Here is a 20852-nt window from a genome sequence, read left to right as displayed (position 1 = left end):
TTGGCGGCTGCCCCAAAACGAAAACGGGCGACCCGAAGGCCGCCCGTCTTGTCGTTTGTGATGCTCGCTTACGCGTTGCCGACCTGGCCCTGCTGGGACATGTACAGCGCACCAAAATCGATCGGATCGAGCATGAGCGGCGGGAAGCCGCCGTCGCGCACGGCGTCCGCGATGATGCGGCGGGCAAACGGGAACAGGATGCGCGGGCCTTCGATGATGCAGAAGGGCTCGATGGCTTCTTCCGGCACATTCTTCAGGCCGAACAGGCCGGCATAGAGCAGCTCGACCATGAAGGCAGCGCCGGCATCGACTTCGGCCTTGGCGCTGATCTTCAGTTCGACTTCATACACGTCATCGGCGGCCTTGCGGGCGTTCACACCCACATTGACGTCGATGCGCGGCTGGCCCTGCACCTGCAGGCTGTTCGGCGCGTTCGGGTTCTCGAAGCTGAGATCCTTCACATATTGGGTGATGATCGCCACCTGCGGCATCGGTTCATCACCAAAGCCGTTTTCGGGGGACGCGCCCAGATCGATCTCGTCAGCCATGATGGCGATCCTTCCGGTTAAGGCTTATTCGTCGTCGCCAAAGGTTTCGACCGGGCCCGAATCCTGGCCCTTGGCATCCACGTCACGATCGACGAACTCGATGATCGCCATGGCAGTGGCGTCGGAACGGCGGAAGCCGGCCTTGACGACGCGGGTGTAGCCACCCTGGCGGTCGGCATAGCGGGCAGCCAGCACGTCGAACAGCTTGGCCAGCTGGGCATCGTCACCCAGACGGGCATCGGCGAGGCGGCGGTTCGAGAGGCCACCGGTCTTGGCCAGCGTCACCAGCTTTTCGACATAGGGACGCAGTTCCTTGGCCTTGGGCAAGGTGGTCTTGATCTGCTCGTGCTTGATCAGGGCGGCAGCCATGTTGCGCAGCATCGCGATGCGATGGCTGCTGGTGCGGCCGAGTTTGCGGTGGGCAACGCCGTGGCGCATGATGTCTCACTCCGTTCGTATCAGGGCCGTGCGAGGTACCCTGAGCCAGGCTGATGATGGGGTCAGCCCTTTTCCCCTTTGCCTTGATAGGCAGTGCGGGTCGCGGCAAAGCCGCGCCCATGACGTCGAACGGGTTGCCGTTGGCGGCTGAGGCCGCCGCCGGCACCCGCCGGCCGGACTGCGCCGAGTCTGTGGCTAACGCTGCGCGTTAGCCACAGCCAGCTTGTCAGAACTCCTGCTCGAGCTTCTTCGCCATCTCTTCGATGTTTTCCGGCGGCCAACCGGCAATTTCCATGCCGAGGCGCAGGCCCATCTGGGACAGCACTTCCTTGATCTCGTTCAATGACTTGCGGCCGAAGTTCGGGGTGCGCAGCATCTCGCTCTCGGTCTTCTGCACCAGATCGCCGATGTAGATGATGTTGTCGTTCTTCAGGCAGTTGGCCGAACGCACCGACAGTTCCAGCTCGTCCACCTTCTTGAGCAGGTAACGGTTGATGCTGGCGCTGTCGTCCACTTCCACCACGCCGGTGCTGGTGGTGTGGGCCACAGGCGCGGCCACGGCGGCATCCTCGAAATTCACGAAGAGCTGCAACTGGTCCTGCAGGATCTTGGCGCCATAGGCCAGCGCGTCTTCCGGGGTCAGGCTGCCATCGGTTTCCACCGAGATGGTCAGCTTGTCATAGTCCAGTTCCTGGCCCACGCGGGTCGGATCGACCTTGTAGCTGACCTGGCGCACCGGCGAGTAGAGCGCATCGACCGGCACCAGGCCAATCGGCGCATCGGCCGGGCGGTTGGCGCTGGCCGGCACATAGCCCTTGCCGGTTTCCACCGTCAGTTCCATGTTCAGCGTGGCGCCTTCGTCCAGCGTGCAGATCACCAGATCCTTGTTCATCACTTCCATGTCGCCGGTAACGGCGATCTGGCCAGCGGTGACCGGGCCGGGGCCGGTGGCGTTCAGATAGACGCGCTTGGCCTGATCACCGGCCATGCGGATCGACACCTGCTTGATGTTCAGCACGATGTCGGTCACGTCTTCACGCACGCCAGCCAGGCTGGAGAATTCGTGCAGCACGCCGTCGGTCTTGATGGCAGTGACGGCCGCGCCCTGCAGCGACGACAGCAGCACCCGGCGAAGGGCATTGCCCAGCGTCAGGCCAAAGCCACGCTCCAGCGGTTCGGCGATGAAAGACGCCTTCTGCTTGCCGTCACCGCTGGGGCGCTGCTCCAGACGGTTGGGCTTCTTGAGTTCGGTCCAGTTCTTGGCGATGACTGCCACGGTTTTCACCTCGGTCTTGGGCGGAACAGGTCGTCACCTGCTCGTCCCGTTGGTCCATGGATTAGGAACGCTGGGCGCCGCAACGGAGCCCGGCGCCAGGCAGACGGTCAGACGCGGCGGCGCTTGGGGGGGCGCACGCCATTGTGCGGGATCGGCGTCACGTCGCGGATGGCGGTGATGACGAAACCCACGGCCTGCAAGGCACGCAGCGCCGATTCACGACCCGAACCCGGGCCGCGCACTTCGACTTCCAGCGTGCGCACACCGTGTTCGGCGGCCTTCTTGCCGGCGTCTTCGGCAGCCATCTGCGCCGCGAACGGCGTCGATTTGCGGCTGCCCTTGAAACCCATGGTCCCCGCCGACGACCAGGCAATGGCATTGCCCTGCGCGTCGGTGATGGTGATCATGGTATTGTTGAAGCTGGCGTTGACATGGGCAACACCGCTGGTGATGTTCTTGCGCTCCCTGCGCTTGATGCGAGCAACTTCGCGAGCCATTTCGAGTATCCTTGCCTTGTATGAAGAAGAAGATGAGCAGCGGTGACGCGCTTACTTCTTCTTGCCGGCGATCGGCTTGGCCTTGCCCTTGCGGGTGCGGGCGTTGGTGTGGGTGCGCTGGCCGCGCACGGGGAGCCCCTTGCGGTGACGCAGGCCGCGATAGCAGGCCAGGTCCATCAGGCGCTTGATGTTCATCGCGTTCTGGCGACGAAGATCACCTTCCACGGTGAGTTCACGGTCGATCTTTTCACGGATCAACAGGATCTCGGCGTCGGTCAGTTCCTGCACGCGACGTTCGCGCGGGAAGCCGAGTTCGGCGGCCAGCCGCGTGGCGGTGGTGCGGCCGATGCCGTGGATATAGGTGAGCGCAATTTCAACGCGCTTGTTGGTCGGGATGTTCACACCCGCAATACGTGCCACAGTCGTTTTCCTTTCATGCTCCACGGCGACCCTGGGCAGATGTCGCCATCTCAAAGCAATATGCCGACCACCCGTGCGGGCCGCCGGTTCCTGATCCGATGAAACGGAAGTGGGCGGGTTAGACGCGAGTCGCTGGAAAGTCAAGCCGACGGCGGCGCGCGATCAACCGCCGGATCAACCCTTGTCGACAATCTTGTCGATGGCTGCGGCAACAGCATCCATATCGGCCATGCCGTCCACACGCGCAACAATGCCACGGCCTTCATAATGCGGAATGATCGGCGCGGTCTTGGCGCGATATTCCATCATGCGCTGGCGCACGGTATCGGCATTGTCGTCGGCACGGCGCTTGAAATTGCTGGCACCGCACACGTCGCACACGCCCTCAACCCGGGGCTGCTTGTAGCGATCATGATAGCCTTCGCCGCAGCTGCCGCAGGTGAAACGGCCGGTGATGCGATCGACCAGCGCCTCTTCGTCGACCACCAGCTCGATCACATGATCCAGCATCAGGCCCTTTTCGGCGAGCATGGCATCGAGCGAATCTGCCTGCACATCGGTGCGCGGATAGCCATCAAGGATGAAGCCGGCACGGGCGTCGGGCTGGTCCAGCCGTTCCGAAAGGATGCCGGACACGATCTCGTCGGAAACCAGCCCGCCGGATTCCATCACTGCCTTGGCGGCCAGGCCGACCGGCGTGGCCGCCGCCACGGCCGCGCGCAGCATGTCACCCGTCGACAGCTGGACCATGCCGCGCTCCTTCACGAGGCGGCTGGCCTGGGTGCCCTTGCCCGCTCCCGGCGGGCCCAGCAGGATCAGATTCAACGACGATTCCCCCGAAGTTTGGACTTCTTGATGAGTCCCTCGTACTGATGCGCCAGCAGATGGCTCTGGATCTGCGCAACCGTATCCATTGTGACATTGACGACGATCAGAAGGCTAGTCCCCCCAAAATAGAAGGGTACCTTCAATTCGCTGATCAGGAATTCCGGCAGCAGGCAGATGAGCGTCAGATAGGCCGCACCGATCACGGTCAGCCGGGTCAGCACGAAATCGAGATATTCCGATGTGCGCTGGCCGGGGCGAATGCCGGGCACGAAGCCGCCGTACTTCTTGAGATTCTCGGCCGTCTCGTCCGGGTTGAACACCACGGCGGTGTAGAAGAAGCTGAAGAAGATGATGCCGGCGGCATAGAGGAACATGTAGAGCGGCGCGCCGTGCTGCAGCGCCGTTGTCACCGTGGTCATCCATTCCGGCATGGTGCCCTGCTGGCTGAAGAACTGCGCCACGGTGAGCGGCATCAGCAGCAGCGAGCTGGCAAAGATCGGCGGGATCACGCCCGAGGTGTTGATCTTCAGCGGCAAGAAACTGCTGTCCCCCTGGAACATGCGGTTGCCCATCTGGCGCTTGGGATACTGGATCAGGATCTTCCTTTGCGCGCGCTCCATCAGGCAGATGAAGGCGATGGTGCCCAGCGCCACCACGGCGACCAGCAGCACGAAGCCGGCCGACAGCGCGCCGGTGCGGCCCTGTTCGAACAGCGTGCCCAGTGCCGAGGGCAGCTGCGCCACGATGCCGGCCATGATGATCAGCGAGATGCCGTTGCCGATACCGCGGCTGGTGATCTGCTCACCCAGCCACATCAGGAACATGGTGCCGCCCAGCAGCGAGATCACGGTGGAAATGCGGAAGAACCAGCCCGGATCGATCACGGCGGAAACGCCCTGGCCGGCGCCCCAGCCTTCCAGGCCAACGGCGATGCCATAGCCCTGGATGATGGTGAGGAACACGGTGCCGAAGCGGGTGTATTGGTTCAGCGTCTTGCGACCGGCTTCGCCTTCCTTCTTCAGCGCCATGAAACTGGGGATGAGGGAGGTGAGCAGCTGCACCACGATCGAGGCGGTGATGTAGGGGGTGACGCCCAGCGCAATCAGGCTCATGCGTTCCAGCGCGCCGCCGGAGAACATGTTGAAGAAATCCAGCACGCCGCCGCGGGTCTGATCGAACAGGCTGGACAGCGCCAACGGATCGATGCCGGGCAGCGGCACGAACGAGATGAGACGGAACACCACCAGCGCACCGAGCGTGAACCAGATGCGGCTCTTCAGCTCGGTGGCCTTGGAGAAGTTGGCGAACGACAGGTTCGAAGCCATTTGTTCGGCGGCAGACGCCATGAAACCCTACCCTGCTCTGCTGGTCTGAAACGGCGAAGCGCCGCGTGTCATCCCCATGTAGGCGACACGCGGCGCAATTGCCATGGGGTCGTTTGACCCGGTTGCTTCTTTACTTGGCGGCCTTGGCAGCACGGGCAGCGGCACGGGCGGCCTTCTGCTCGTCCTTGCTCAGCGGCGCCGGAGCCGGGGCCGGCAGTTCGATCGAACCACCAGCAGCTTCCACCGCAGCCTTGGCGGTGGCCGAGGCACCGGCGAGCTTCAGCGTCACCTTGGCGGTGAGCGCACCAACGCCGAGCAGGCGCACGCCATCACGCGCGGTGGTCAACACCTTGGCGGCGACCAGCGCATCGGCGTCGATCAGCGTCTTGGCATCCAGCTTGCCGGCATCGATGGCGGCCTGCAGCGTGCCGAGGTTGATGACGGCATAATCCTTGCGGAAGATGTTGTTGAAGCCGCGCTTCGGAATGCGCATGTGCAGCGGCATCTGGCCGCCTTCGAAGCCGTTGATCGAGACACCCGAACGGCTGGTCTGGCCCTTCTGGCCGCGACCGGCGGTCTTGCCGACACCGGAACCGATGCCACGGCCGACGCGCACGCGCTTCTTGCGGGCACCGGGATTGTCGTGGAGGTCGTTGAGCTTGGTGGTCATGATTTGCACTCGCTTTCGCTTACGCGCTGGTTGTTGAGCCTGAAATGGCCGGGCACCCCAGGATGAACCTGCGGTGCCCGGCATTTGTTCGTGCCCGGCCGGGGCCGGGCAAAGGGGTCACGCGACCTCTTCAACCTTCAGAAGATGCGCCACCTTCTTGATCATGCCCCGGATTTCCGGCGTATCGACATGCTCGCGGCTGCGGTTCATCTTGTTGAGGCCGAGACCGATCAGGTTCTTTTCCTGGATCGGGGTGCGGCGGATCGGCGAACCGATCTGGGTGACTTTGACTTTGGCCATCATGCCTCTCCTCACGCCACCGCTTCGGCGTCGGCTTCGGCCTGCTTGGCCGAAACGTCGCCGCGGCGCGACAGCAGATCCACAACCTTCTTGCCGCGACGCTGGGCGACGCTCTTCGGGCTGACCTGGCCAACCAGGGCCGCGAAGGTGGCACGGATCATGTTGTAGGGGTTGTTGGTGCCCACCGACTTGGTGACCACGTCGGCAACGCCCAGCGATTCGAACACGGCGCGCATCGGACCACCGGCGATGATGCCGGTGCCCTGCGTGGCGGAACGCACATAGACCTTGCCGGCACCGAAATGGCCGTAGCCATCATGGTGCAGGGTGCGGCCATCGCGCAGCGGCACGCGCACCATCGCCTTCTTGGCGGCGGCGGTGGCCTTGGCGATGGCTTCCGGCACTTCGCGGGCCTTGCCATGGCCGAAGCCAACGCGGCCCTTGCCGTCACCCACCACGACCAGGGCTGCAAAGCCGAAGCGCTTGCCGCCCTTCACGGTCTTGGAGACGCGGTTGATGTGGACGAGCTTTTCGATCAGCTCTTCGCCAGCGGGTTCGCCGCTGTTGTTGTCACGGCCACGCTTGTTGCGGTCACCGTCACGACGGTTACCACCGGGGCCGCCACGACGATCACCGCCGGGGCCACCACGACCACGGCCACGGCCGCGGCCTTCGCCTTCCGGCGCTGCGCCGGTCACTTCGATTTCATCGCTCATCTTAGAACTCCAGTCCGCCTTCGCGGGCGCCCTCAGCCAGCGCTTTCACGCGGCCATGGAAGAGGAAACCGCCACGGTCGAACACCACGGCCGAAACGCCGGCCGCCTTGGCCCGCTCGGCCAGGCGCTTGCCAACGGCCGACGCAGCGTCGGTGGTGGCGCCGGTCGAAGCCCGCACGTCCTTCTCCAGGGTGGAGGCCGACGCCAGCGTGACACCGTTGGTGTCGTCGATGATCTGGGCATAGATATGTTGCGACGAACGATGCACCGACAGGCGCGGACGACCGCCGCTCTTGAGGCGCAGGGCCGTGCGCACGCGGCGCCGACGCTGTTCGAAATGGGTGAGCTTGCTCATTTCTTCTTCCCTTCCTTCCGGAAGATGAACTCGCCGCGGTACTTGATGCCCTTGCCCTTGTAGGGCTCCGGCTTGCGCCAGCGGCGGATTTCGGCGGCAACCTGGCCAACGCGCTGCTTGTCGGCGCCGGTGATTTCCACCGTTGTCGGATCAGGCGTCTTGATGGTGATGCCGGCCGGAATGGCGAAATCGACATCGTGGCTGTAGCCGAGCTGCAACTTGAGGTTGCTGCCCTGCACCGAGGCACGATAGCCGACGCCGGTGATTTCCAGCACCTTGGTGAAGCCATCCGACACGCCGGTGACGAGGTTGTTCACCATCGTGCGCTGCATGCCCCAGAAGGCACGGGCGCGCTTGGTCTCGTTGGCCGGCAGCACCGCGATCTGGGCACCATCGATGGTGTAGCTGATGTCGTCCACCAGCGGCATGGACATCTCGCCCTTGGGACCCTTCACGACCAGGATGCGGTCGTTGATGGTGGCGGTGACACCGGCCGGAACGGCGACGGGTTTCTTTCCGATGCGCGACATGGTCAGAACACCTGGCAGAGGATTTCGCCGCCAACATTCTTTTCGCGCGCTTCCGCGTCGGAAAGAACGCCCTGGGGCGTCGAAACGATGGTGATACCCAGGCCGTTGCGAATGCGCGGCAGCTCGGTGGCGCCGCTGTAAACGCGGCGGCCGGGCTTCGACACGCGGGCCAGGTGCTGGATGGCGGGGCGACCTTCGAAATATTTCAGGTCGATCCGCAGGTTCTCGTGACTGCCATCGAGCACCGGGGCATAGCCACGGATATAGCCTTCACGCTGCAGAACATCCAGAACGCGGGCGCGCAGCCTGGAAGCGGGGGTGACGATCGAATCCTTGCGGGCCTGCTGGCCGTTCCGGATCCGGGTGAGCATATCGCCCAAGGGATCAGACATCGACATCGGGCTATCCTTACCAGCTCGACTTGGTCACACCGGGAATCAGGCCCTTGTTGGCCAGTTCCCGCAGCATGACGCGCGAAAGCTTGAACTTGCGGTAATAGGCGCGCGGACGGCCGGTCAGCTCGCAGCGGTTGCGCACCCGGGTCGGGTTCGCGTTGCGCGGCAGCTCGGCCATCTTCAGGCGGGCCATCAGACGTTCCTCATCGGAACGGCCTTCATCATTGGCGATCGCCTTGAGCACGGCATATTTGCCGGCGTACTTCACAACCAGCGCCTTGCGACGCTCGTTCTTGTTGATCATCGAAAGCTTCGCCATGGTTCAGGCCGCCTTCTTTTCGAGGGTGTAACCAATGAACGGGAAGCCGAACAGCGCCAGCAGCGCGCGGGCTTCCTCATCGGTCTTGGCCGTGGTGGCCACGATGATGTCCATGCCGCGAATCTGGTCGATCCGGTCATAGTTGATTTCCGGGAAGATCAGCTGTTCCTTGATGCCGGTGGCATAGTTGCCACGGCCATCGAACGACTTGGCGGAAAGGCCACGGAAATCCTTCACGCGCGGCAGCGCGATGGTGACGAAGCGATCAAGGAATTCATACATGCGCTCGCGGCGCAGCGTGACCTTGCAGCCGATCGGCATGCCTTCACGCAGCTTGAACTGCGCGACCGACTTCTTGGCTCTACAGATCACCGGCTTCTGGCCAGCGATCAGGGCCATTTCACCGGCAGCCTGTTCGACCTTCTTCTTGTCCTGGGTGGCTTCACCGACGCCCATGTTGAGCACGATCTTCTCGATCTTCGGCACTTCCATCAGATTCTTGTAGCCGAACAGTTCCACCATCTTCGGGCGGATCGTTTCGGCATACAGGACCTGCATGCGGGGGTTGAGCTTCTCAGCCATTGATCACGGCTCCCGACTTCTTGGCGACGCGCACCTTCTTGCCATCCACCACGGCAAAGCCCACGCGGGTCGGCTGGCCAGTGGTCGGATCCTTCAGCGCCACCTTCGAAACGGCCATCGGCGCTTCCACGCGTTCGATACCGCCATTCGGGTTGGCCTGGTTCGGCTTGTTGTGACGGGTGATCAGATTCACACCGGCCACCACCACCTTGCCGTCGCGCGGCAGGTTGCGGGTCACGGTGCCTTCCTTGCCCTTGTCCTTGCCGGACAGGACAATCACGGTGTCACCCTTCTTGATCTTGGCAGCGCTCATCACAGCACCTCGGGGGCAAGGCTGATGATCTTCATGTGACCCGTGGCGCGCAGTTCACGCACCACCGGCCCGAAGATGCGGGTGCCGATCGGCTCTTCATTCTTGTTGATCAGCACGGCAGCATTGCTGTCGAAGCGGATCACCGAGCCGTCGGGACGACGGATATCCTTGGCGGTGCGCACCACGACAGCGCGGTGCACATCACCCTTCTTCACCTTGCCCTTGGGCTGCGCTTCCTTCACCGACACCACGATGATGTCGCCGACGCCGGCAAACCGACGCTTGGAGCCGCCCAGGACCTTGATGCACATCACCCGCTTGGCGCCACTGTTGTCCGCCACGTCGAGGTTCGTCTGCATCTGGATCATGCGTTCGATCCTTCCATCAAGTCTGCCGATTCCGACCGGCAGACGGTTCAAAACTCAGCCGGAAAAGGTCAGCCGACCTTTTCGAGCACTTTCCCGAAAAGGTCGGTTTACCCGACCTTTTCCAATACCTTCCACGTCTTCAGCTTGGACAGCGGCGCACATTCCTCGATGCGCACCGTGTCACCGGCCTTGATCACATTGCCCTCGTCGTGGGCGTGATACTTCTTCGAACGACGGATGATCTTGCCGTACACCGGGTGAGCGACCTTGCGCTCCACCAGCACGACGACCGTCTTGTCGCCCTTGTCGGACACCACGGTGCCCTGCAATACGCGCTTCGGCATGTCTCAGGCTCCCGGCTGCGCGGCGGCCTTGCGGGCCGATTGCAGCGTCTTGATGCGGGCGATCGTGCGGCGCACGATGCGCACACGGCCGGGGCTCTCCAGCTGGCCGGTGGCCGCCTGGAACCGCAGGTTGAACTGTTCCCGCTTCAGCTCCGAGAGCTGGTTGGCGAGTTGATCGTCGGTCGAAACCTTCAGATCGGCAAAAATCTTGTCGGCCATTGTCTTAGTCCTGTGTGGTCGGTTCGCCGAGGCGGACCACCATCTTGGTCTTGATCGGCAGCTTGGCGGCCGCACGCTCGAAAGCGCCGGCAGCAACGTCGTACGGCACGCCGTCGAGTTCGAACATGATACGGCCGGGCTTGACGCGGGCCACCCAATATTCCGGCGAACCCTTGCCCGAGCCCATGCGGACTTCAGCAGGCTTGGACGATACCGGCAGATCGGGGAAAATCCGGATCCACAAACGGCCCTGACGCTTCATGTGACGCGAAATGGCGCGACGAGCCGCTTCGATCTGGCGGGCGGTGATCCGCTCCGGCTCCATGGCCTTCAGGCCGAAGGCGCCGAAGTTCAGCGCCGAACCACCCTTGGCATCGCCATGGATGCGGCCCTTGAACGCCTTGCGGAACTTGGTGCGCTTTGGTGACAGCATTTCTTTCTACTCCTCAGCGCGCCGGACGGACGCCAGAGGTCTGGGCTTCCATCATCAGGCGATCCTGGGCCATCGGGTCGTGGCCAAGGATTTCGCCCTTGAAGATCCAGACCTTCACGCCGCACACGCCATAGGCAGTGTGGGCCTGATGTTCGGCATAATCGACATTGCCGCGCAGGGTGTGCAGCGGCACACGGCCTTCACGATACCATTCGGTGCGGGCGATTTCCGCGCCACCCAAACGGCCCGAGCAGGTGATCTTGATGCCTTCGGCGCCCAGGCGCAGGGCCGACTGCACCGCGCGCTTCATGGCGCGGCGGAAGGCGATGCGGCGCTCCAGCTGATCGCACACACCGGCGGCCACCAGCTTGGCATCGATTTCCGGCTTGCGGATTTCAACGATGTTCAGGCTCACGTCGCTGCGGGTCATCTGGGCGATCTGCTTGCGCAGCTTCTCGATGTCCGCACCCTTCTTGCCGATGATCACGCCGGGGCGCGCGGCAAAGATGGACACGCGGCACAGCTTGGCCGGGCGCTCGATCACCACCTTGGAGATGGCGGCCTGGGCGTGGTTCTTCAGGATGAACTCGCGGATGCGAAGATCTTCCAGCAGCAGATTGCCGTAATCGTCGCCCTTGGCGAACCAGCGGCTGTCCCAGGTGCGGTTGATCTGCAGGCGCAGACCGATGGGGGACGTCTTGTGACCCATTAGTTTGCTCCCTCTTCATCGGCTTCGCGGACGACGACGCGCAGGCGGCTGAACGGCTTGGTGATGGCAGAGGCACGGCCACGCGCACGCGGCGTGAAGCGCTTCATGGTGATCGCCTTGCCAACGCTGGCTTCCTTGACGATCAGCGCATCGACATCGAGATTGTGGTTGTTCTCGGCGTTGGCGACGGCCGAAGCCAGCACCTTGCGCACATCAACCGCCATCGCCTTGCGGCTGAACTGCAGGATGTTGAGCGCGTCCGAAGCCTTGCGGCCGCGGATCAGACCAGCCACCAGGTTCAGCTTGTAGGCCGAGCCGCGGATGGTGGTGGCAACAGCCAGCGCCTCGCGGTCGCCGACCTTGCGGGGGGATTTGGGCTTGGACATCAGCGCTTGCCCTTCTTGTCAGCGGCGTGGCCGGGGAAGAAGCGCGTCGGCGCGAATTCGCCCAGCTTCATGCCCACCATGTCTTCGTTGACGGTGACGGGGATGTGCTTCTTGCCATTGTAAACGTTGAAGGTGAGGCCAACGAACTGCGGCAGGATGGTGGAACGGCGCGACCAGGTCTTGATCGGCGCACGCGCACCGGAGCCCTGTGCGGCTTCGGCCTTCTTCAGCAGCGAGAGATCCACGAAGGGACCCTTCCAGACGGAGCGGCTCATGCGCGCTTACCTCTTCTTCTTGGCGTGGCGCGAACGGATGATCATGTGATCCGTCGCCTTGTTCGAACGGGTCTTCATGCCCTTGGTCGGCTTGCCCCACGGGGTGACCGGGTGACGGCCGCCCGAGGTGCGGCCTTCACCACCGCCGTGCGGGTGGTCGACCGGGTTCTTGGCAACGCCGCGGGTGAGCGGACGATAGCCGAGCCAGCGGTTGCGGCCGGCCTTGCCGAGGTTCTGGTTGCTGTTGTCCGGGTTGGACACGGCGCCCACGGTGGCCATGCACTCGGCGCGGACATAACGCTGCTCGCCCGAGTTCAGGCGCACCATCACCATGCCCTTGTCGCGGCCCACGACCTGCACGAAGGTGCCGGCGGCGCGGGCCATCTGGCCGCCCTTGCCGGGCTTCAGCTCGACGTTGTGGACAATGGTGCCAACCGGCATCTGGCCGATTTCCATCGCATTGCCCGGCTTCACGTCGACCTTCTTGCCGGCGATCACGCTGTCACCAACGTTCAGGCGCTGCGGGGCGATGATATAGGCCTGGGTGCCTTCCTTGTCGGCGTACTTCACCAGCGCGATGAAGGCCGAACGGTTGGGGTCATATTCCATCCGTTCGACAGTGGCCGGCACGTCCCACAGACGGCGCTTGAAATCGACGATCCGATACAGGCGCTTGTGACCGCCGCCAATGCCGCGCGCGGTGGCGTGGCCCTTGTTGTTGCGGCCGCCGGTCTTCTTCAGACCTTCGGTGAGCGTCTTGAGCGGACGACCCTTGTGCAGGGCCGAGCGGTCGATCAGCACCAGGCCGCGCTGGCCGGGGCTGGTCGGGTTGAATTTCTTGAGTGCCATGGTTCTGTCCCTGCCCTCAGATGCTGGTGGTCACGTCGATGCGGTCGCCATCGGCAACCGTCACCACGGCCTTCTTCACATCAGACCGGCGATATTCCTGGCCGCGCCAGCGCTTGGTCTTGCCCTTGGCGACCATGGTGTTCACGGCCAGCACCTTCACGCCATAGAGCGCTTCGATGGCGGCCTTGATCTGCGGCTTGGTGCTGTCCTTGGCGACCTGGAAGACGACCTGGTTATATTCCGACACCAGCGTGGACTTCTCGGTGATCACCGGCTTCACGACAACGTCGTAGTGCTTGAGATCGATGTTAGCCATTGACCCGGGCCTCCAGAGCCGAAACGGCAGCGCGGGTCAGGACCAGCGTGTCGTGCTTGAGAATGTCATAGACGTTGGCGCCGATGGCCGGCAGCACATCGATGTGCGGCACGTTGGCCGACGCGCGGGCAAAGCCGACATCAACCGCAGCGCCATCGATGAACAGGCCGGACGTGATGCCGAGCGCGCCCATCGAAGCGAGGAACGCCTTAGTCTTGGCTTCGCCAAGGTTCAGGTCTTCCACGACGATCAGCTTGCCTTCCTGGGCCTTCACCGACAGCGCGGTGGCCAGGCCAAGACGGCGGATCTTCTTGTTCAGCGACGGATCGAAATCACGCACGCGCGGGCCATGGGCCTTGCCGCCGCCGATGAACTGCGGCGCGGCGCGGTTGCCGTGACGGGCACGACCGCCGCCCTTCTGGTTGCCCAGCTTCTTGCCAGTGCGGGCGACTTCGCTGCGCTCACGCGCCTTGCGGGCGGTGCCGCGACGCTTTTCCAGCTGCCAGGTCACAACGCGGTGCAGGATATCGAGGCGCGGTTCCTTGCCGAACACGGCGTCCGACAGTTCCAGCTCGCCGGCGTCAGCCGCGGTCAGGGTCTTCACCTGAATCTTCATGATCAGGCCTCCGTGGTTTCGTCAGCGGCCGGGGCGGCATCAACCGCTTCGGTCACGACGTTGGTGTTGGCAGCCACCTTGAGAGCGGCCGGATAGGGGGCGTCGGCGTTGCGGGCCACCTTGACGGCGTCCTTGACGAGCAGCCAGCCGCCCTTCGAGCCGGGCACCGAGCCCATCACGAAGATCAGGCCGCGCTCGACGTCGGTCGACACGACTTCCAGATTTTGCTGGGTGCGCTGCTTGGCGCCCATGTGGCCGGCCATCTTCTTGCCCTTGAACACCTTGCCCGGATCCTGGCGCTGGCCAGTGGAACCGTGCGAACGGTGCGAGACCGAGACGCCGTGGGTGGCGCGCAGACCGCCGAAGTTCCAGCGCTTCATGACGCCGGCAAAGCCCTTGCCCTGGGTGATGCCGGTGACATCAACCATCTGGCCGGGGACAAAATGATCCGCGGAAATGGTGGCGCCGGGTTCCAGCACGGCGTCAGCCGCCACGCGGAATTCCGCCACCTTGGCCTTGGGCTCCACTTCGGCCTTGCCGAAATGACCGCGCTCGGGCTTCGTGGTGTTCTTGGCCTTCTTCGCGCCAGCGCCAAGCTGGACAGCGGTGTAGCCGTCGGTCTCGTCGGTCTTCACCGCGACGACCTGGTTGTTCTCGAGGGCAAGGACGGTCACCGGAACGTGCCGGCCGTCATCGCGGAAAATCCGCGTCATCCCCATTTTCTTCGCGATCACGCCTGTGCGCATGATCTGTTCCTTTCATCAGAGGCCCCATCCGGTGTTCCCGGGGGAGGGGCGTGACCCTTCCAAAGTCGCTCCGCGTATTTGGTCGGGACGGTTACTTGCCGAGCTTGATTTCCACGTCCACGCCGGCGGCCAGATCGAGCTTCATCAGCGCGTCCACCGTCTGCGGGGTCGGGTCAACAATGTCGAGAAGACGCTTGTAGGTGCGCACCTCGAACTGTTCACGGCTCTTCTTGTCGACGTGCGGCGAGCGGTTCACGGTGAACTTCTCGAAGCGCGTCGGCAGCGGAATCGGGCCACGGATGGCCGCACCAGTCCGCTTGGCGGTGTCGGCGATCTCACCGGTGGCCAGATCGAGCACACGATGGTCAAAAGCCTTCAGGCGAATGCGGATGTTCTGAGCGTCCATGGCACCAATCTTGTTCTGCAGCCAAAATATTGGCAGCGTTCATTCAAAAAAAGCGGACCGGTTCATCCCCAAACCAAGGTCGGGGTTGCACCGGCCGCTTCGAAATTCCTGCCCCTGGGTCTTCACGCCGCGGGGCCCGGCTTTTTCATCTGCGCGGTGTTTCCACGCGCGGACGAATCAGGGCCGCTCCCCTAGGGAAGCGGCCCTTTACACTCACTTGATGATGGTTGCAACCACGCCGGCGCCGACGGTACGGCCGCCTTCGCGAATGGCGAAGCGCAGGCCCTGGTCCATGGCGATCGGAGCGATCAGCTTGACGGTCAGCTGCACGTTGTCACCCGGCATCACCATTTCGGTGCCAGCCGGCAGCTCAACGGTGCCGGTGACGTCGGTGGTGCGGAAGTAGAACTGCGGGCGGTAGTTGGCGAAGAACGGCGTGTGACGGCCACCTTCGTCCTTCGACAGCACATAGACTTCGGCGGTGAACTCGGTGTGCGGCTTGATCGAGCCGGGCTTGCACAGCACCTGGCCGCGCTCCACGTCTTCACGGCCCACACCGCGCAGCAGGGCACCGATGTTATCGCCAGCCTGGCCCTGATCGAGCAGCTTGCGGAACATTTCGACGCCGGTGCAGACGGTCTTGCGGGTGTCGTGGATACCGACGATCTCGATTTCCTCGCCAACCTTGACGACGCCCGATTCCACGCGGCCGGTGACCACGGTGCCGCGGCCCGAGATCGAGAACACGTCTTCGATCGGCATCAGGAACGGCTTGTCCAGCGGACGCTCCGGCTGCGGGATATAATCGTCAACAGCGGCCATCAGCGCCAGGATGGCTTCACGGCCCAGCTTGTCGTTGGTGCCGTTCAGGGCGCACACGGCCGAACCACGGATGATCGGAATGTTGTCGCCATCGAAATCGCGCTTGGACAGTTCTTCACGGATTTCCATTTCGACCAGCTCGAGGATTTCCTCGTCGTCAACCAGGTCGCACTTGTTCATGAACACGACCATCGACGGCACGCCGACCTGCTTGGCGAGCAGGATGTGCTCCTTGGTCTGCGGCATCGGGCCATCGGTGGCCGACACGACCAGGATGGCGCCGTCCATCTGCGCGGCACCGGTGATCATGTTCTTCACATAATCGGCGTGGCCGGGGCAATCGACGTGGGCATAGTGGCGGTTGGTGGTTTCATACTCGACGTGGGCGGTCGAGATGGTGATGCCGCGCTCACGCTCTTCCGGGGCCTTGTCGATGTTGTCGTACGACGTGAAGGTGGCGCCACCGGTTTCAGCCAGCACCTTGGTGATGGCGGCAGTCAGCGAGGTCTTGCCATGGTCGACGTGACCGATGGTCCCGATGTTGCAGTGCGGCTTGTTCCGCTCGAATTTTGCTTTGGCCATGGCCTTGAACCTTCTTCCTTGCTCAACGTGTGAGGCGTTCAACGATTTTGGCGGGTCCACAACGGAACCGCCCTGGCGGTGGTGTCAGCGGAGAACCGGCCGAATCATCGTGCCCAGAGGCGCGCTGACTAGCCGGGTTTCGCGAAAAATCAAGCCAGCTTGAGCTTGATTTCCTCAGCCACGTTCGACGGCACTTCGTCATAGTGGCTGAACTGCATCGTGTACTGGGCGCGGCCCTGCGACATGGAGCGCAGGTTGTTCACGTAACCGAACATGTTGGCCAGCGGCACCATGGCATCGATCACCTGGGCATTGCCGCGGGTATCGGTGCCCTGGATCTGGCCACGGCGGCTGTTCAGATCGCCGATCACGTCACCCAGATAATCTTCCGGCGTCACCACCTCGACCTTCATGATCGGTTCGAGGATCTTGATGCCGGCCTTGTCGGCAGCTTCGCGCATGGCGCCGCGACCGGTGATTTCAAAGGCCAGGGCCGAGGAGTCGACGTCGTGATAGGCGCCGTCATACAGGGTGGCCTTGAAGTCGATCAGCGGGAAGCCGATCAGGTGGCCCGACGACGCGACTTCACGGATGCCCTTTTCGACAGCCGGGATATATTCGCGCGGCACGTTGCCGCCCTTCACTTCATCGATGAACAGCACGCCCGAACCGCGCTCGCCCGGCTCGACCGTCATCTTGACGCGACCGAACTGGCCGGAGCCGCCCGACTGCTTCTTGTGGGTGTAATCGACATCGACCTTGCGGGCGAGCGATTCACGATAGGCCACCTGCGGTGCACCGACATTGGCTTCCACCTTGAACTCGCGCTTCATGCGATCGACGAGGATTTCCAGGTGGAGTTCGCCCATGCCCTTGATGATGGTCTGGCCGCTTTCGTTATCAGACGACACACGGAACGACGGATCTTCCTGGGCCAGGCGGTTGAGGGCGATGCCCATCTTTTCCTGGTCAGCCTTGGTCTTGGGTTCCACGGCGACTTCGATGACGGGATCGGGGAATTCCATGCGCTCCAGGATCACCGGCTTCAGCGTCGAGCACAGCGTGTCACCGGTGGTGACATCCTTCAGACCCACGAGGGCGACGATGTCGCCGGCCATGGCTTCCTTGATGTCTTCGCGGTTGTTGGCGTGCATCAGCAGCATGCGGCCAATCTTCTCGCGCTTGTCCTTCACGCTGTTCAGCACGGTCGAGGCGGCTTCCAGCTTGCCCGAATAGATGCGGGCAAAGGTGAGCGTGCCGACGAACGGATCGGTCATGATCTTGAAGGCCAGCGCCGCAAACGGCTCGTCATCGGAGGCCTCGCGGGTCTCTTCGACGTCCTTCAGGTTGATGCCAACCACCGGCGGAATGTCGAGCGGGCTCGGCAGATAATCGACAACGGCGTCGAGCAGCGGCTGCACGCCCTTGTTCTTGAACGCCGAACCGCACAGCACCGGCACGAAATCGAAGTTCAGCGTGCCCTTGCGGATCAGCTTCTTCAGCGTGGCGACGTCGGGCTCATTGCCCTCCAGATAGGCTTCCATGACGTCGTCGTCCTGCTCGACGGCCATTTCGATCAGCTCGGAACGGGCAGCGGCAGCGGCATCGGCCATGTCGGCCGGAATGTCCTTGTATTCGAACTTGGCGCCCAGGCTTTCTTCCAGCCAGACAATGGCGCGGTTCTCGACCAGATCGACAAGGCCGACGAAATCGCTCTCGAGGCCGATCGGCAGATACAGCACGGCCGGGCGGGCACCCAGGCGATCCTTGATCATCTGCACGCAGCGATCGAAATTGGCACCGGTGCGGTCAAGCTTGTTGACGAAGCACATGCGCGGCACCTTGTACTTGTCTGCCTGGCGCCACACGGTTTCGGACTGCGGCTCCACGCCGGCCACGCCGTCGAAGCAGGCCACGGCACCATCGAGCACGCGCAGCGAACGTTCGACTTCGATGGTGAAGTCCACGTGTCCGGGGGTGTCGATGATGTTGATGCGATGCTCTTCACCCTTGCCGTCCTGGGCGCGCCAGAAGCACGTGGTGGCGGCCGACGTGATGGTGATACCGCGCTCCTGCTCCTGCTCCATCCAGTCCATGGTGGCGGTGCCTTCGTGCACTTCGCCAATCTTGTAGGACTTGCCGGTGTAATAGAGGATGCGCTCGGTCGTGGTCGTCTTGCCGGCATCGATGTGGGCCATGATGCCGATGTTGCGATAACGCTCAAGCGGGTGGGAGCGGGGCATGGGGAAGAGCCTCAGGCTTGGGGGAAAGGGATGGGCCGGCACCGCGAACGGCGCCGGCCGCACTGATTACCAGCGGTAGTGCGAGAAGGCGCGGTTGGCTTCCGCCATCCGGTGCGTGTCTTCACGCTTCTTGACGGCCGAACCGCGGTTGGCGGCGGCGTCCATCAGCTCGGCCGACAGCCGGGCGGCCATCGTGTGCTCGGCGCGCTTGCGGGCGGCCGAGATGATCCAGCGGATGGCCAGCGCCTGGCCACGTTCCGGACGGACTTCCACCGGCACCTGGTAAGTGGCACCGCCGACGCGGCGGCTGCGCACTTCGATGCCCGGGCGCACGTTGGCAAGCGCATCGTGGAACACGCCCAGCGGTTCACGGCGGCTCTTGGCCTCGATCACTTCGAGAGCGGAATAGACGATCGATTCAGCGACCGACTTCTTGCCCTGCAGCATGACGAGGTTCATGAATTTGGAAAGCACCTGATCGCCGAACTTGGGATCCGGCAGGATGACGCGCTTTTCGGGGCGACGACGACGTGACATATCTATATCCCCCTTACTTCGGACGCTTGGCGCCGTACTTCGAACGGCTCTGCTTGCGGTTCTTCACACCCTGCGTGTCGAGCACACCGCGAACGATGTGATAGCGCACGCCGGGAAGATCCTTCACGCGGCCGCCGCGAATCAGCACGACCGAGTGTTCCTGCAGGTTGTGGCCTTCACCCGGGATGTAGCCGATGACTTCAAAGCCATTGGTCAGACGGATCTTGGCCACCTTGCGGAGCGCCGAGTTCGGCTTCTTGGGGGTGGTGGTGTAAACGCGGGTGCAAACGCCACGCTTCTGCGGGTTGGCCTCCATGGCCGGCACCTTGTTGCGCGCCTTTTGCGGCGTGCGACCCTTGCGGATCAACTGGTTGATCGTTGGCATCGTCTCTCTTCTCGCTTCGGCAAATGGCCACCATGGCCAGACGCCTACTCCAGACCTGCCCCGTTGATGTTCCCATCACATAAGCGCGAAAAGGCCTCCCGAAACCGGAAGGCTTGTTCACGCACGGTGCCGTCTGTCGTATCCCCCGCCCAGCGTTGCCGCCGTTCAGGGATGCGCGCCTTTAGACGAGGCGGCCGGAGAGGTCAACATCGCTGGCTTGCACTGTGGGGGCCGAGGCGTAAGCTTTGCTGCCGCTGGGGGAGACAGATGATGGCCTATGACAATTATACGCTGCTGCAGGTCCGGCGGGATGGCCCGCTGATCACGGCGGTGATCAACAATCCGCCGATCAACATCATCACCATGGCGCTGTTCGGGGAGCTGGCGCAGCTGGCAGCCGAACTGGAGGCCGACCCGTCGGTGCTGGTGTTCGTGCTGAAGAGCGCGGACCCGGATTTCTTCCTCGCCCATTTCGATGTCGAAGCGCTGATCGCCATGGCCGATGCGCCGGCGCCGCCCACCGAGGCGGCCAATGCCTATCATGAAATGTGCCACCGTTTCCGCACCATGGACAAGGTGACGATCGCGCAGATCGAAGGCCGGGTCGGCGGCGGCGGCGCCGAACTGTCGATGAATTTCGACATGCGCTTCGGCGTCATCGGCAAGACCATCATCAACCAGATGGAAGTGCCGATCGGCATATTGCCCGGCGGTACCGGCACCCAGAATCTGCCGCGCCTCGTCGGCCGCGCGCGGGCGATGGAGATCATATTGGGCGGCATCGACGTGGATGCCGAAACAGCGGAACGCTGGGGCTGGCTCAACCGCGCCCTGCCCGCCGATGCCATCGACGCGCATGTGGACGCACTGGCCCGCCGCATCGCCAGCTTCCCGGCAGCGGCGGTGCGGCTGGCCAAGCAATCGGTGGACAGCGCGACGCTGCCGATCGCGGAAGGCTGCGAGCGCGAAGCCGCCCTGTTCCAGACCCTGCTGTTCAGCGACCCGGCCCGCGCCGCCATGCGCCGCTTCCTGGCACTGGGCGGGCAGACGCGGGAAGGCGAACGGCGGGTGGCGGAGATCAGCGCGGCAGTGGCGGGCGCCTGA

Annotated in this window: 33 protein-coding genes; 1 reads left to right on the top strand and 32 read right to left on the bottom strand. The window is 63.4% G+C overall.

All coding sequences use genetic code 11. The features are described from left to right. Nucleotides 1-68: 68 nt before the first annotated feature. The 32 genes from secB to rpsL all read right to left on the bottom strand — a co-directional run bounded on the left by secB (nucleotide 69) and on the right by rpsL (nucleotide 19748). Entirely contained in the window at nucleotides 69-548 is a 480-nt protein-coding gene (gene secB, locus D619_RS0102510) for a protein-export chaperone SecB (RefSeq protein WP_017666985.1), read from the bottom strand. A gap of 24 nt (nucleotides 549-572) precedes the next feature. After that, entirely contained in the window at nucleotides 573-986 is a 414-nt protein-coding gene (rplQ, locus tag D619_RS0102505; protein WP_017666984.1) for a 50S ribosomal protein L17, read from the bottom strand. A 226-nt stretch (nucleotides 987-1212) separates the two neighbouring features. Further along, nucleotides 1213-2262 (bottom strand): DNA-directed RNA polymerase subunit alpha, encoded by a 1050-nt coding sequence (locus tag D619_RS0102500; RefSeq protein WP_026090627.1) that lies wholly within the window; start codon nucleotides 2260-2262, stop codon nucleotides 1213-1215. 107 nt (nucleotides 2263-2369) lie between these two features. Next, complete coding sequence (gene rpsK, locus D619_RS0102495) at nucleotides 2370-2759, bottom strand: 30S ribosomal protein S11 (protein WP_017666982.1); 390 nt, start codon at nucleotides 2757-2759, stop codon at nucleotides 2370-2372. A 51-nt stretch (nucleotides 2760-2810) separates the two neighbouring features. Beyond that, the gene (rpsM, locus tag D619_RS0102490) at nucleotides 2811-3179 is read right to left on the bottom strand and encodes a 30S ribosomal protein S13 (RefSeq protein WP_026090626.1); all 369 of its coding nucleotides are present in this window, start codon (nucleotides 3177-3179) and stop codon (nucleotides 2811-2813) included. 174 nt (nucleotides 3180-3353) lie between these two features. Further along, on the bottom strand, nucleotides 3354-4004 hold the full coding sequence (locus D619_RS0102485) for an adenylate kinase (RefSeq protein ID WP_017666980.1): 651 nt from the start codon (nucleotides 4002-4004) through the stop codon (nucleotides 3354-3356). Further along, nucleotides 4001-5353, bottom strand: coding sequence for a preprotein translocase subunit SecY (gene secY / locus D619_RS0102480; RefSeq protein ID WP_017666979.1), 1353 nt, complete (start codon nucleotides 5351-5353; stop codon nucleotides 4001-4003). The genes D619_RS0102485 and secY overlap by 4 nt, the downstream gene beginning before the upstream one ends. A gap of 109 nt (nucleotides 5354-5462) precedes the next feature. Beyond that, the gene (gene rplO / locus D619_RS0102475) at nucleotides 5463-6002 is read right to left on the bottom strand and encodes a 50S ribosomal protein L15 (RefSeq protein ID WP_033372821.1); all 540 of its coding nucleotides are present in this window, start codon (nucleotides 6000-6002) and stop codon (nucleotides 5463-5465) included. A 117-nt stretch (nucleotides 6003-6119) separates the two neighbouring features. Continuing rightward, on the bottom strand, nucleotides 6120-6302 hold the full coding sequence (gene rpmD, locus D619_RS0102470; RefSeq protein ID WP_026090625.1) for a 50S ribosomal protein L30: 183 nt from the start codon (nucleotides 6300-6302) through the stop codon (nucleotides 6120-6122). Between the two features lie 11 nt (nucleotides 6303-6313). Then, nucleotides 6314-7018, bottom strand: a complete 705-nt coding sequence (gene rpsE / locus D619_RS0102465; RefSeq protein ID WP_017666976.1) for a 30S ribosomal protein S5 — start codon at nucleotides 7016-7018, stop codon at nucleotides 6314-6316. Between the two features lies 1 nt (nucleotide 7019). Continuing rightward, nucleotides 7020-7373 (bottom strand): 50S ribosomal protein L18, encoded by a 354-nt coding sequence (rplR, locus tag D619_RS0102460; RefSeq protein ID WP_017666975.1) that lies wholly within the window; start codon nucleotides 7371-7373, stop codon nucleotides 7020-7022. After that, nucleotides 7370-7903 carry a 50S ribosomal protein L6 gene (gene rplF, locus D619_RS0102455; RefSeq protein WP_017666974.1) on the bottom strand — a complete coding sequence of 178 codons (534 nt, stop codon included), beginning with the start codon at nucleotides 7901-7903 and terminating at the stop codon, nucleotides 7370-7372. Before rplF ends, rplR begins: the two co-directional genes overlap by 4 nt. 2 nt (nucleotides 7904-7905) lie before the next feature. Then, a complete protein-coding gene (gene rpsH / locus D619_RS0102450; RefSeq protein ID WP_017666973.1) occupies nucleotides 7906-8301 on the bottom strand; it encodes a 30S ribosomal protein S8 in 396 nt (131 codons plus the stop codon). A 10-nt stretch (nucleotides 8302-8311) separates the two neighbouring features. Further along, complete coding sequence (gene rpsN, locus D619_RS0102445) at nucleotides 8312-8617, bottom strand: 30S ribosomal protein S14 (RefSeq protein ID WP_017666972.1); 306 nt, start codon at nucleotides 8615-8617, stop codon at nucleotides 8312-8314. A gap of 3 nt (nucleotides 8618-8620) precedes the next feature. Continuing rightward, nucleotides 8621-9199, bottom strand: coding sequence for a 50S ribosomal protein L5 (gene rplE / locus D619_RS0102440; RefSeq protein WP_017666971.1), 579 nt, complete (start codon nucleotides 9197-9199; stop codon nucleotides 8621-8623). Continuing rightward, the gene (gene rplX / locus D619_RS0102435; protein ID WP_017666970.1) at nucleotides 9192-9512 is read right to left on the bottom strand and encodes a 50S ribosomal protein L24; all 321 of its coding nucleotides are present in this window, start codon (nucleotides 9510-9512) and stop codon (nucleotides 9192-9194) included. The genes rplE and rplX overlap by 8 nt, the downstream gene beginning before the upstream one ends. Next, nucleotides 9512-9880: a 50S ribosomal protein L14 gene (rplN, locus tag D619_RS0102430; RefSeq protein ID WP_017666969.1), complete on the bottom strand. Its 369-nt coding sequence runs from the start codon at nucleotides 9878-9880 to the stop codon at nucleotides 9512-9514. The genes rplX and rplN overlap by 1 nt, the downstream gene beginning before the upstream one ends. 107 nt (nucleotides 9881-9987) lie before the next feature. Beyond that, entirely contained in the window at nucleotides 9988-10224 is a 237-nt protein-coding gene (gene rpsQ, locus D619_RS0102425; RefSeq protein WP_017666968.1) for a 30S ribosomal protein S17, read from the bottom strand. A 3-nt stretch (nucleotides 10225-10227) separates the two neighbouring features. Continuing rightward, on the bottom strand, nucleotides 10228-10443 hold the full coding sequence (rpmC, locus tag D619_RS0102420) for a 50S ribosomal protein L29 (protein WP_017666967.1): 216 nt from the start codon (nucleotides 10441-10443) through the stop codon (nucleotides 10228-10230). A 4-nt stretch (nucleotides 10444-10447) separates the two neighbouring features. Beyond that, entirely contained in the window at nucleotides 10448-10876 is a 429-nt protein-coding gene (rplP, locus tag D619_RS0102415; protein WP_017666966.1) for a 50S ribosomal protein L16, read from the bottom strand. Between the two features lie 13 nt (nucleotides 10877-10889). Further along, nucleotides 10890-11585, bottom strand: coding sequence for a 30S ribosomal protein S3 (rpsC, locus tag D619_RS0102410; RefSeq protein ID WP_017666965.1), 696 nt, complete (start codon nucleotides 11583-11585; stop codon nucleotides 10890-10892). After that, nucleotides 11585-11971, bottom strand: a complete 387-nt coding sequence (gene rplV / locus D619_RS0102405) for a 50S ribosomal protein L22 (protein ID WP_017666964.1) — start codon at nucleotides 11969-11971, stop codon at nucleotides 11585-11587. The genes rpsC and rplV overlap by 1 nt, the downstream gene beginning before the upstream one ends. After that, entirely contained in the window at nucleotides 11971-12246 is a 276-nt protein-coding gene (rpsS, locus tag D619_RS0102400; RefSeq protein WP_017666963.1) for a 30S ribosomal protein S19, read from the bottom strand. The genes rplV and rpsS overlap by 1 nt, the downstream gene beginning before the upstream one ends. Before the next feature lie 6 nt (nucleotides 12247-12252). Beyond that, on the bottom strand, nucleotides 12253-13095 hold the full coding sequence (rplB, locus tag D619_RS0102395) for a 50S ribosomal protein L2 (protein ID WP_017666962.1): 843 nt from the start codon (nucleotides 13093-13095) through the stop codon (nucleotides 12253-12255). Between the two features lie 16 nt (nucleotides 13096-13111). After that, on the bottom strand, nucleotides 13112-13411 hold the full coding sequence (locus tag D619_RS0102390) for a 50S ribosomal protein L23 (RefSeq protein ID WP_017666961.1): 300 nt from the start codon (nucleotides 13409-13411) through the stop codon (nucleotides 13112-13114). Then, nucleotides 13404-14027: a 50S ribosomal protein L4 gene (gene rplD / locus D619_RS0102385; protein ID WP_017666960.1), complete on the bottom strand. Its 624-nt coding sequence runs from the start codon at nucleotides 14025-14027 to the stop codon at nucleotides 13404-13406. Before rplD ends, D619_RS0102390 begins: the two co-directional genes overlap by 8 nt. 2 nt (nucleotides 14028-14029) lie before the next feature. Beyond that, nucleotides 14030-14773 (bottom strand): 50S ribosomal protein L3, encoded by a 744-nt coding sequence (gene rplC / locus D619_RS0102380; RefSeq protein WP_017666959.1) that lies wholly within the window; start codon nucleotides 14771-14773, stop codon nucleotides 14030-14032. A 91-nt stretch (nucleotides 14774-14864) separates the two neighbouring features. Next, nucleotides 14865-15179 carry a 30S ribosomal protein S10 gene (gene rpsJ / locus D619_RS0102375; protein ID WP_017666958.1) on the bottom strand — a complete coding sequence of 105 codons (315 nt, stop codon included), beginning with the start codon at nucleotides 15177-15179 and terminating at the stop codon, nucleotides 14865-14867. 213 nt (nucleotides 15180-15392) lie between these two features. Further along, entirely contained in the window at nucleotides 15393-16583 is a 1191-nt protein-coding gene (gene tuf, locus D619_RS0102370; RefSeq protein ID WP_017666957.1) for an elongation factor Tu, read from the bottom strand. A 149-nt stretch (nucleotides 16584-16732) separates the two neighbouring features. Continuing rightward, complete coding sequence (gene fusA / locus D619_RS0102365) at nucleotides 16733-18826, bottom strand: elongation factor G (RefSeq protein WP_017666956.1); 2094 nt, start codon at nucleotides 18824-18826, stop codon at nucleotides 16733-16735. Between the two features lie 66 nt (nucleotides 18827-18892). Then, complete coding sequence (rpsG, locus tag D619_RS0102360) at nucleotides 18893-19363, bottom strand: 30S ribosomal protein S7 (RefSeq protein WP_017666955.1); 471 nt, start codon at nucleotides 19361-19363, stop codon at nucleotides 18893-18895. A gap of 13 nt (nucleotides 19364-19376) precedes the next feature. Beyond that, complete coding sequence (rpsL, locus tag D619_RS0102355) at nucleotides 19377-19748, bottom strand: 30S ribosomal protein S12 (RefSeq protein WP_017666954.1); 372 nt, start codon at nucleotides 19746-19748, stop codon at nucleotides 19377-19379. A 267-nt stretch (nucleotides 19749-20015) separates the two neighbouring features. Here rpsL and D619_RS0102350 point away from each other — a divergent pair, with 267 nt between their 5' ends. Further along, nucleotides 20016-20852 carry an enoyl-CoA hydratase/isomerase family protein gene (locus D619_RS0102350; RefSeq protein WP_017666953.1) on the top strand — a complete coding sequence of 279 codons (837 nt, stop codon included), beginning with the start codon at nucleotides 20016-20018 and terminating at the stop codon, nucleotides 20850-20852.

Origin of the sequence: Sandarakinorhabdus sp. AAP62, from assembly GCF_000331225.1 — a bacterium.
Taxonomy (GTDB): domain Bacteria; phylum Pseudomonadota; class Alphaproteobacteria; order Sphingomonadales; family Sphingomonadaceae; genus Sandarakinorhabdus.
Note: the sequence above shows the minus strand (reverse complement) of the source record. Positions and strands in the feature narration are given on the sequence as shown.

Coding starts and splice junctions, on each gene's coding strand:
- D619_RS0102390 (WP_017666961.1), bottom strand. CDS start 13,411: ATGGCTAACATCGATCTCAAGCACTACGACGTTGTCGTGAAGCCGGTG.
- tuf (WP_017666957.1), bottom strand. CDS start 16,583: ATGGCCAAAGCAAAATTCGAGCGGAACAAGCCGCACTGCAACATCGGG.
- rplE (WP_017666971.1), bottom strand. CDS start 9,199: ATGGCTGAGAAGCTCAACCCCCGCATGCAGGTCCTGTATGCCGAAACG.
- rpsE (WP_017666976.1), bottom strand. CDS start 7,018: ATGAGCGATGAAATCGAAGTGACCGGCGCAGCGCCGGAAGGCGAAGGC.
- secY (WP_017666979.1), bottom strand. CDS start 5,353: ATGGCGTCTGCCGCCGAACAAATGGCTTCGAACCTGTCGTTCGCCAAC.
- rpsQ (WP_017666968.1), bottom strand. CDS start 10,224: ATGCCGAAGCGCGTATTGCAGGGCACCGTGGTGTCCGACAAGGGCGAC.
- rplQ (WP_017666984.1), bottom strand. CDS start 986: ATGCGCCACGGCGTTGCCCACCGCAAACTCGGCCGCACCAGCAGCCAT.
- rplN (WP_017666969.1), bottom strand. CDS start 9,880: ATGATCCAGATGCAGACGAACCTCGACGTGGCGGACAACAGTGGCGCC.
- rplX (WP_017666970.1), bottom strand. CDS start 9,512: ATGAGCGCTGCCAAGATCAAGAAGGGTGACACCGTGATTGTCCTGTCC.
- rpsK (WP_017666982.1), bottom strand. CDS start 2,759: ATGGCTCGCGAAGTTGCTCGCATCAAGCGCAGGGAGCGCAAGAACATC.
- rpmD (WP_026090625.1), bottom strand. CDS start 6,302: ATGGCCAAAGTCAAAGTCACCCAGATCGGTTCGCCGATCCGCCGCACC.
- rplR (WP_017666975.1), bottom strand. CDS start 7,373: ATGAGCAAGCTCACCCATTTCGAACAGCGTCGGCGCCGCGTGCGCACG.
- rplP (WP_017666966.1), bottom strand. CDS start 10,876: ATGCTGTCACCAAAGCGCACCAAGTTCCGCAAGGCGTTCAAGGGCCGC.
- rplV (WP_017666964.1), bottom strand. CDS start 11,971: ATGTCCAAGCCCAAATCCCCCCGCAAGGTCGGCGACCGCGAGGCGCTG.
- rpsJ (WP_017666958.1), bottom strand. CDS start 15,179: ATGGACGCTCAGAACATCCGCATTCGCCTGAAGGCTTTTGACCATCGT.
- rplF (WP_017666974.1), bottom strand. CDS start 7,903: ATGTCGCGCATCGGAAAGAAACCCGTCGCCGTTCCGGCCGGTGTCACC.
- rplD (WP_017666960.1), bottom strand. CDS start 14,027: ATGAAGATTCAGGTGAAGACCCTGACCGCGGCTGACGCCGGCGAGCTG.
- rpsL (WP_017666954.1), bottom strand. CDS start 19,748: ATGCCAACGATCAACCAGTTGATCCGCAAGGGTCGCACGCCGCAAAAG.
- rpsH (WP_017666973.1), bottom strand. CDS start 8,301: ATGTCGATGTCTGATCCCTTGGGCGATATGCTCACCCGGATCCGGAAC.
- rplB (WP_017666962.1), bottom strand. CDS start 13,095: ATGGCACTCAAGAAATTCAACCCGACCAGCCCCGGCCAGCGCGGCCTG.
- rplO (WP_033372821.1), bottom strand. CDS start 6,002: ATGACCACCAAGCTCAACGACCTCCACGACAATCCCGGTGCCCGCAAG.
- rpsN (WP_017666972.1), bottom strand. CDS start 8,617: ATGGCGAAGCTTTCGATGATCAACAAGAACGAGCGTCGCAAGGCGCTG.
- rpmC (WP_017666967.1), bottom strand. CDS start 10,443: ATGGCCGACAAGATTTTTGCCGATCTGAAGGTTTCGACCGACGATCAA.
- rpsG (WP_017666955.1), bottom strand. CDS start 19,363: ATGTCACGTCGTCGTCGCCCCGAAAAGCGCGTCATCCTGCCGGATCCC.
- secB (WP_017666985.1), bottom strand. CDS start 548: ATGGCTGACGAGATCGATCTGGGCGCGTCCCCCGAAAACGGCTTTGGT.
- rplC (WP_017666959.1), bottom strand. CDS start 14,773: ATGCGCACAGGCGTGATCGCGAAGAAAATGGGGATGACGCGGATTTTC.
- rpsC (WP_017666965.1), bottom strand. CDS start 11,585: ATGGGTCACAAGACGTCCCCCATCGGTCTGCGCCTGCAGATCAACCGC.
- D619_RS0102350 (WP_017666953.1), top strand. CDS start 20,016: ATGATGGCCTATGACAATTATACGCTGCTGCAGGTCCGGCGGGATGGC.
- fusA (WP_017666956.1), bottom strand. CDS start 18,826: ATGCCCCGCTCCCACCCGCTTGAGCGTTATCGCAACATCGGCATCATG.
- rpsS (WP_017666963.1), bottom strand. CDS start 12,246: ATGAGCCGCTCCGTCTGGAAGGGTCCCTTCGTGGATCTCTCGCTGCTG.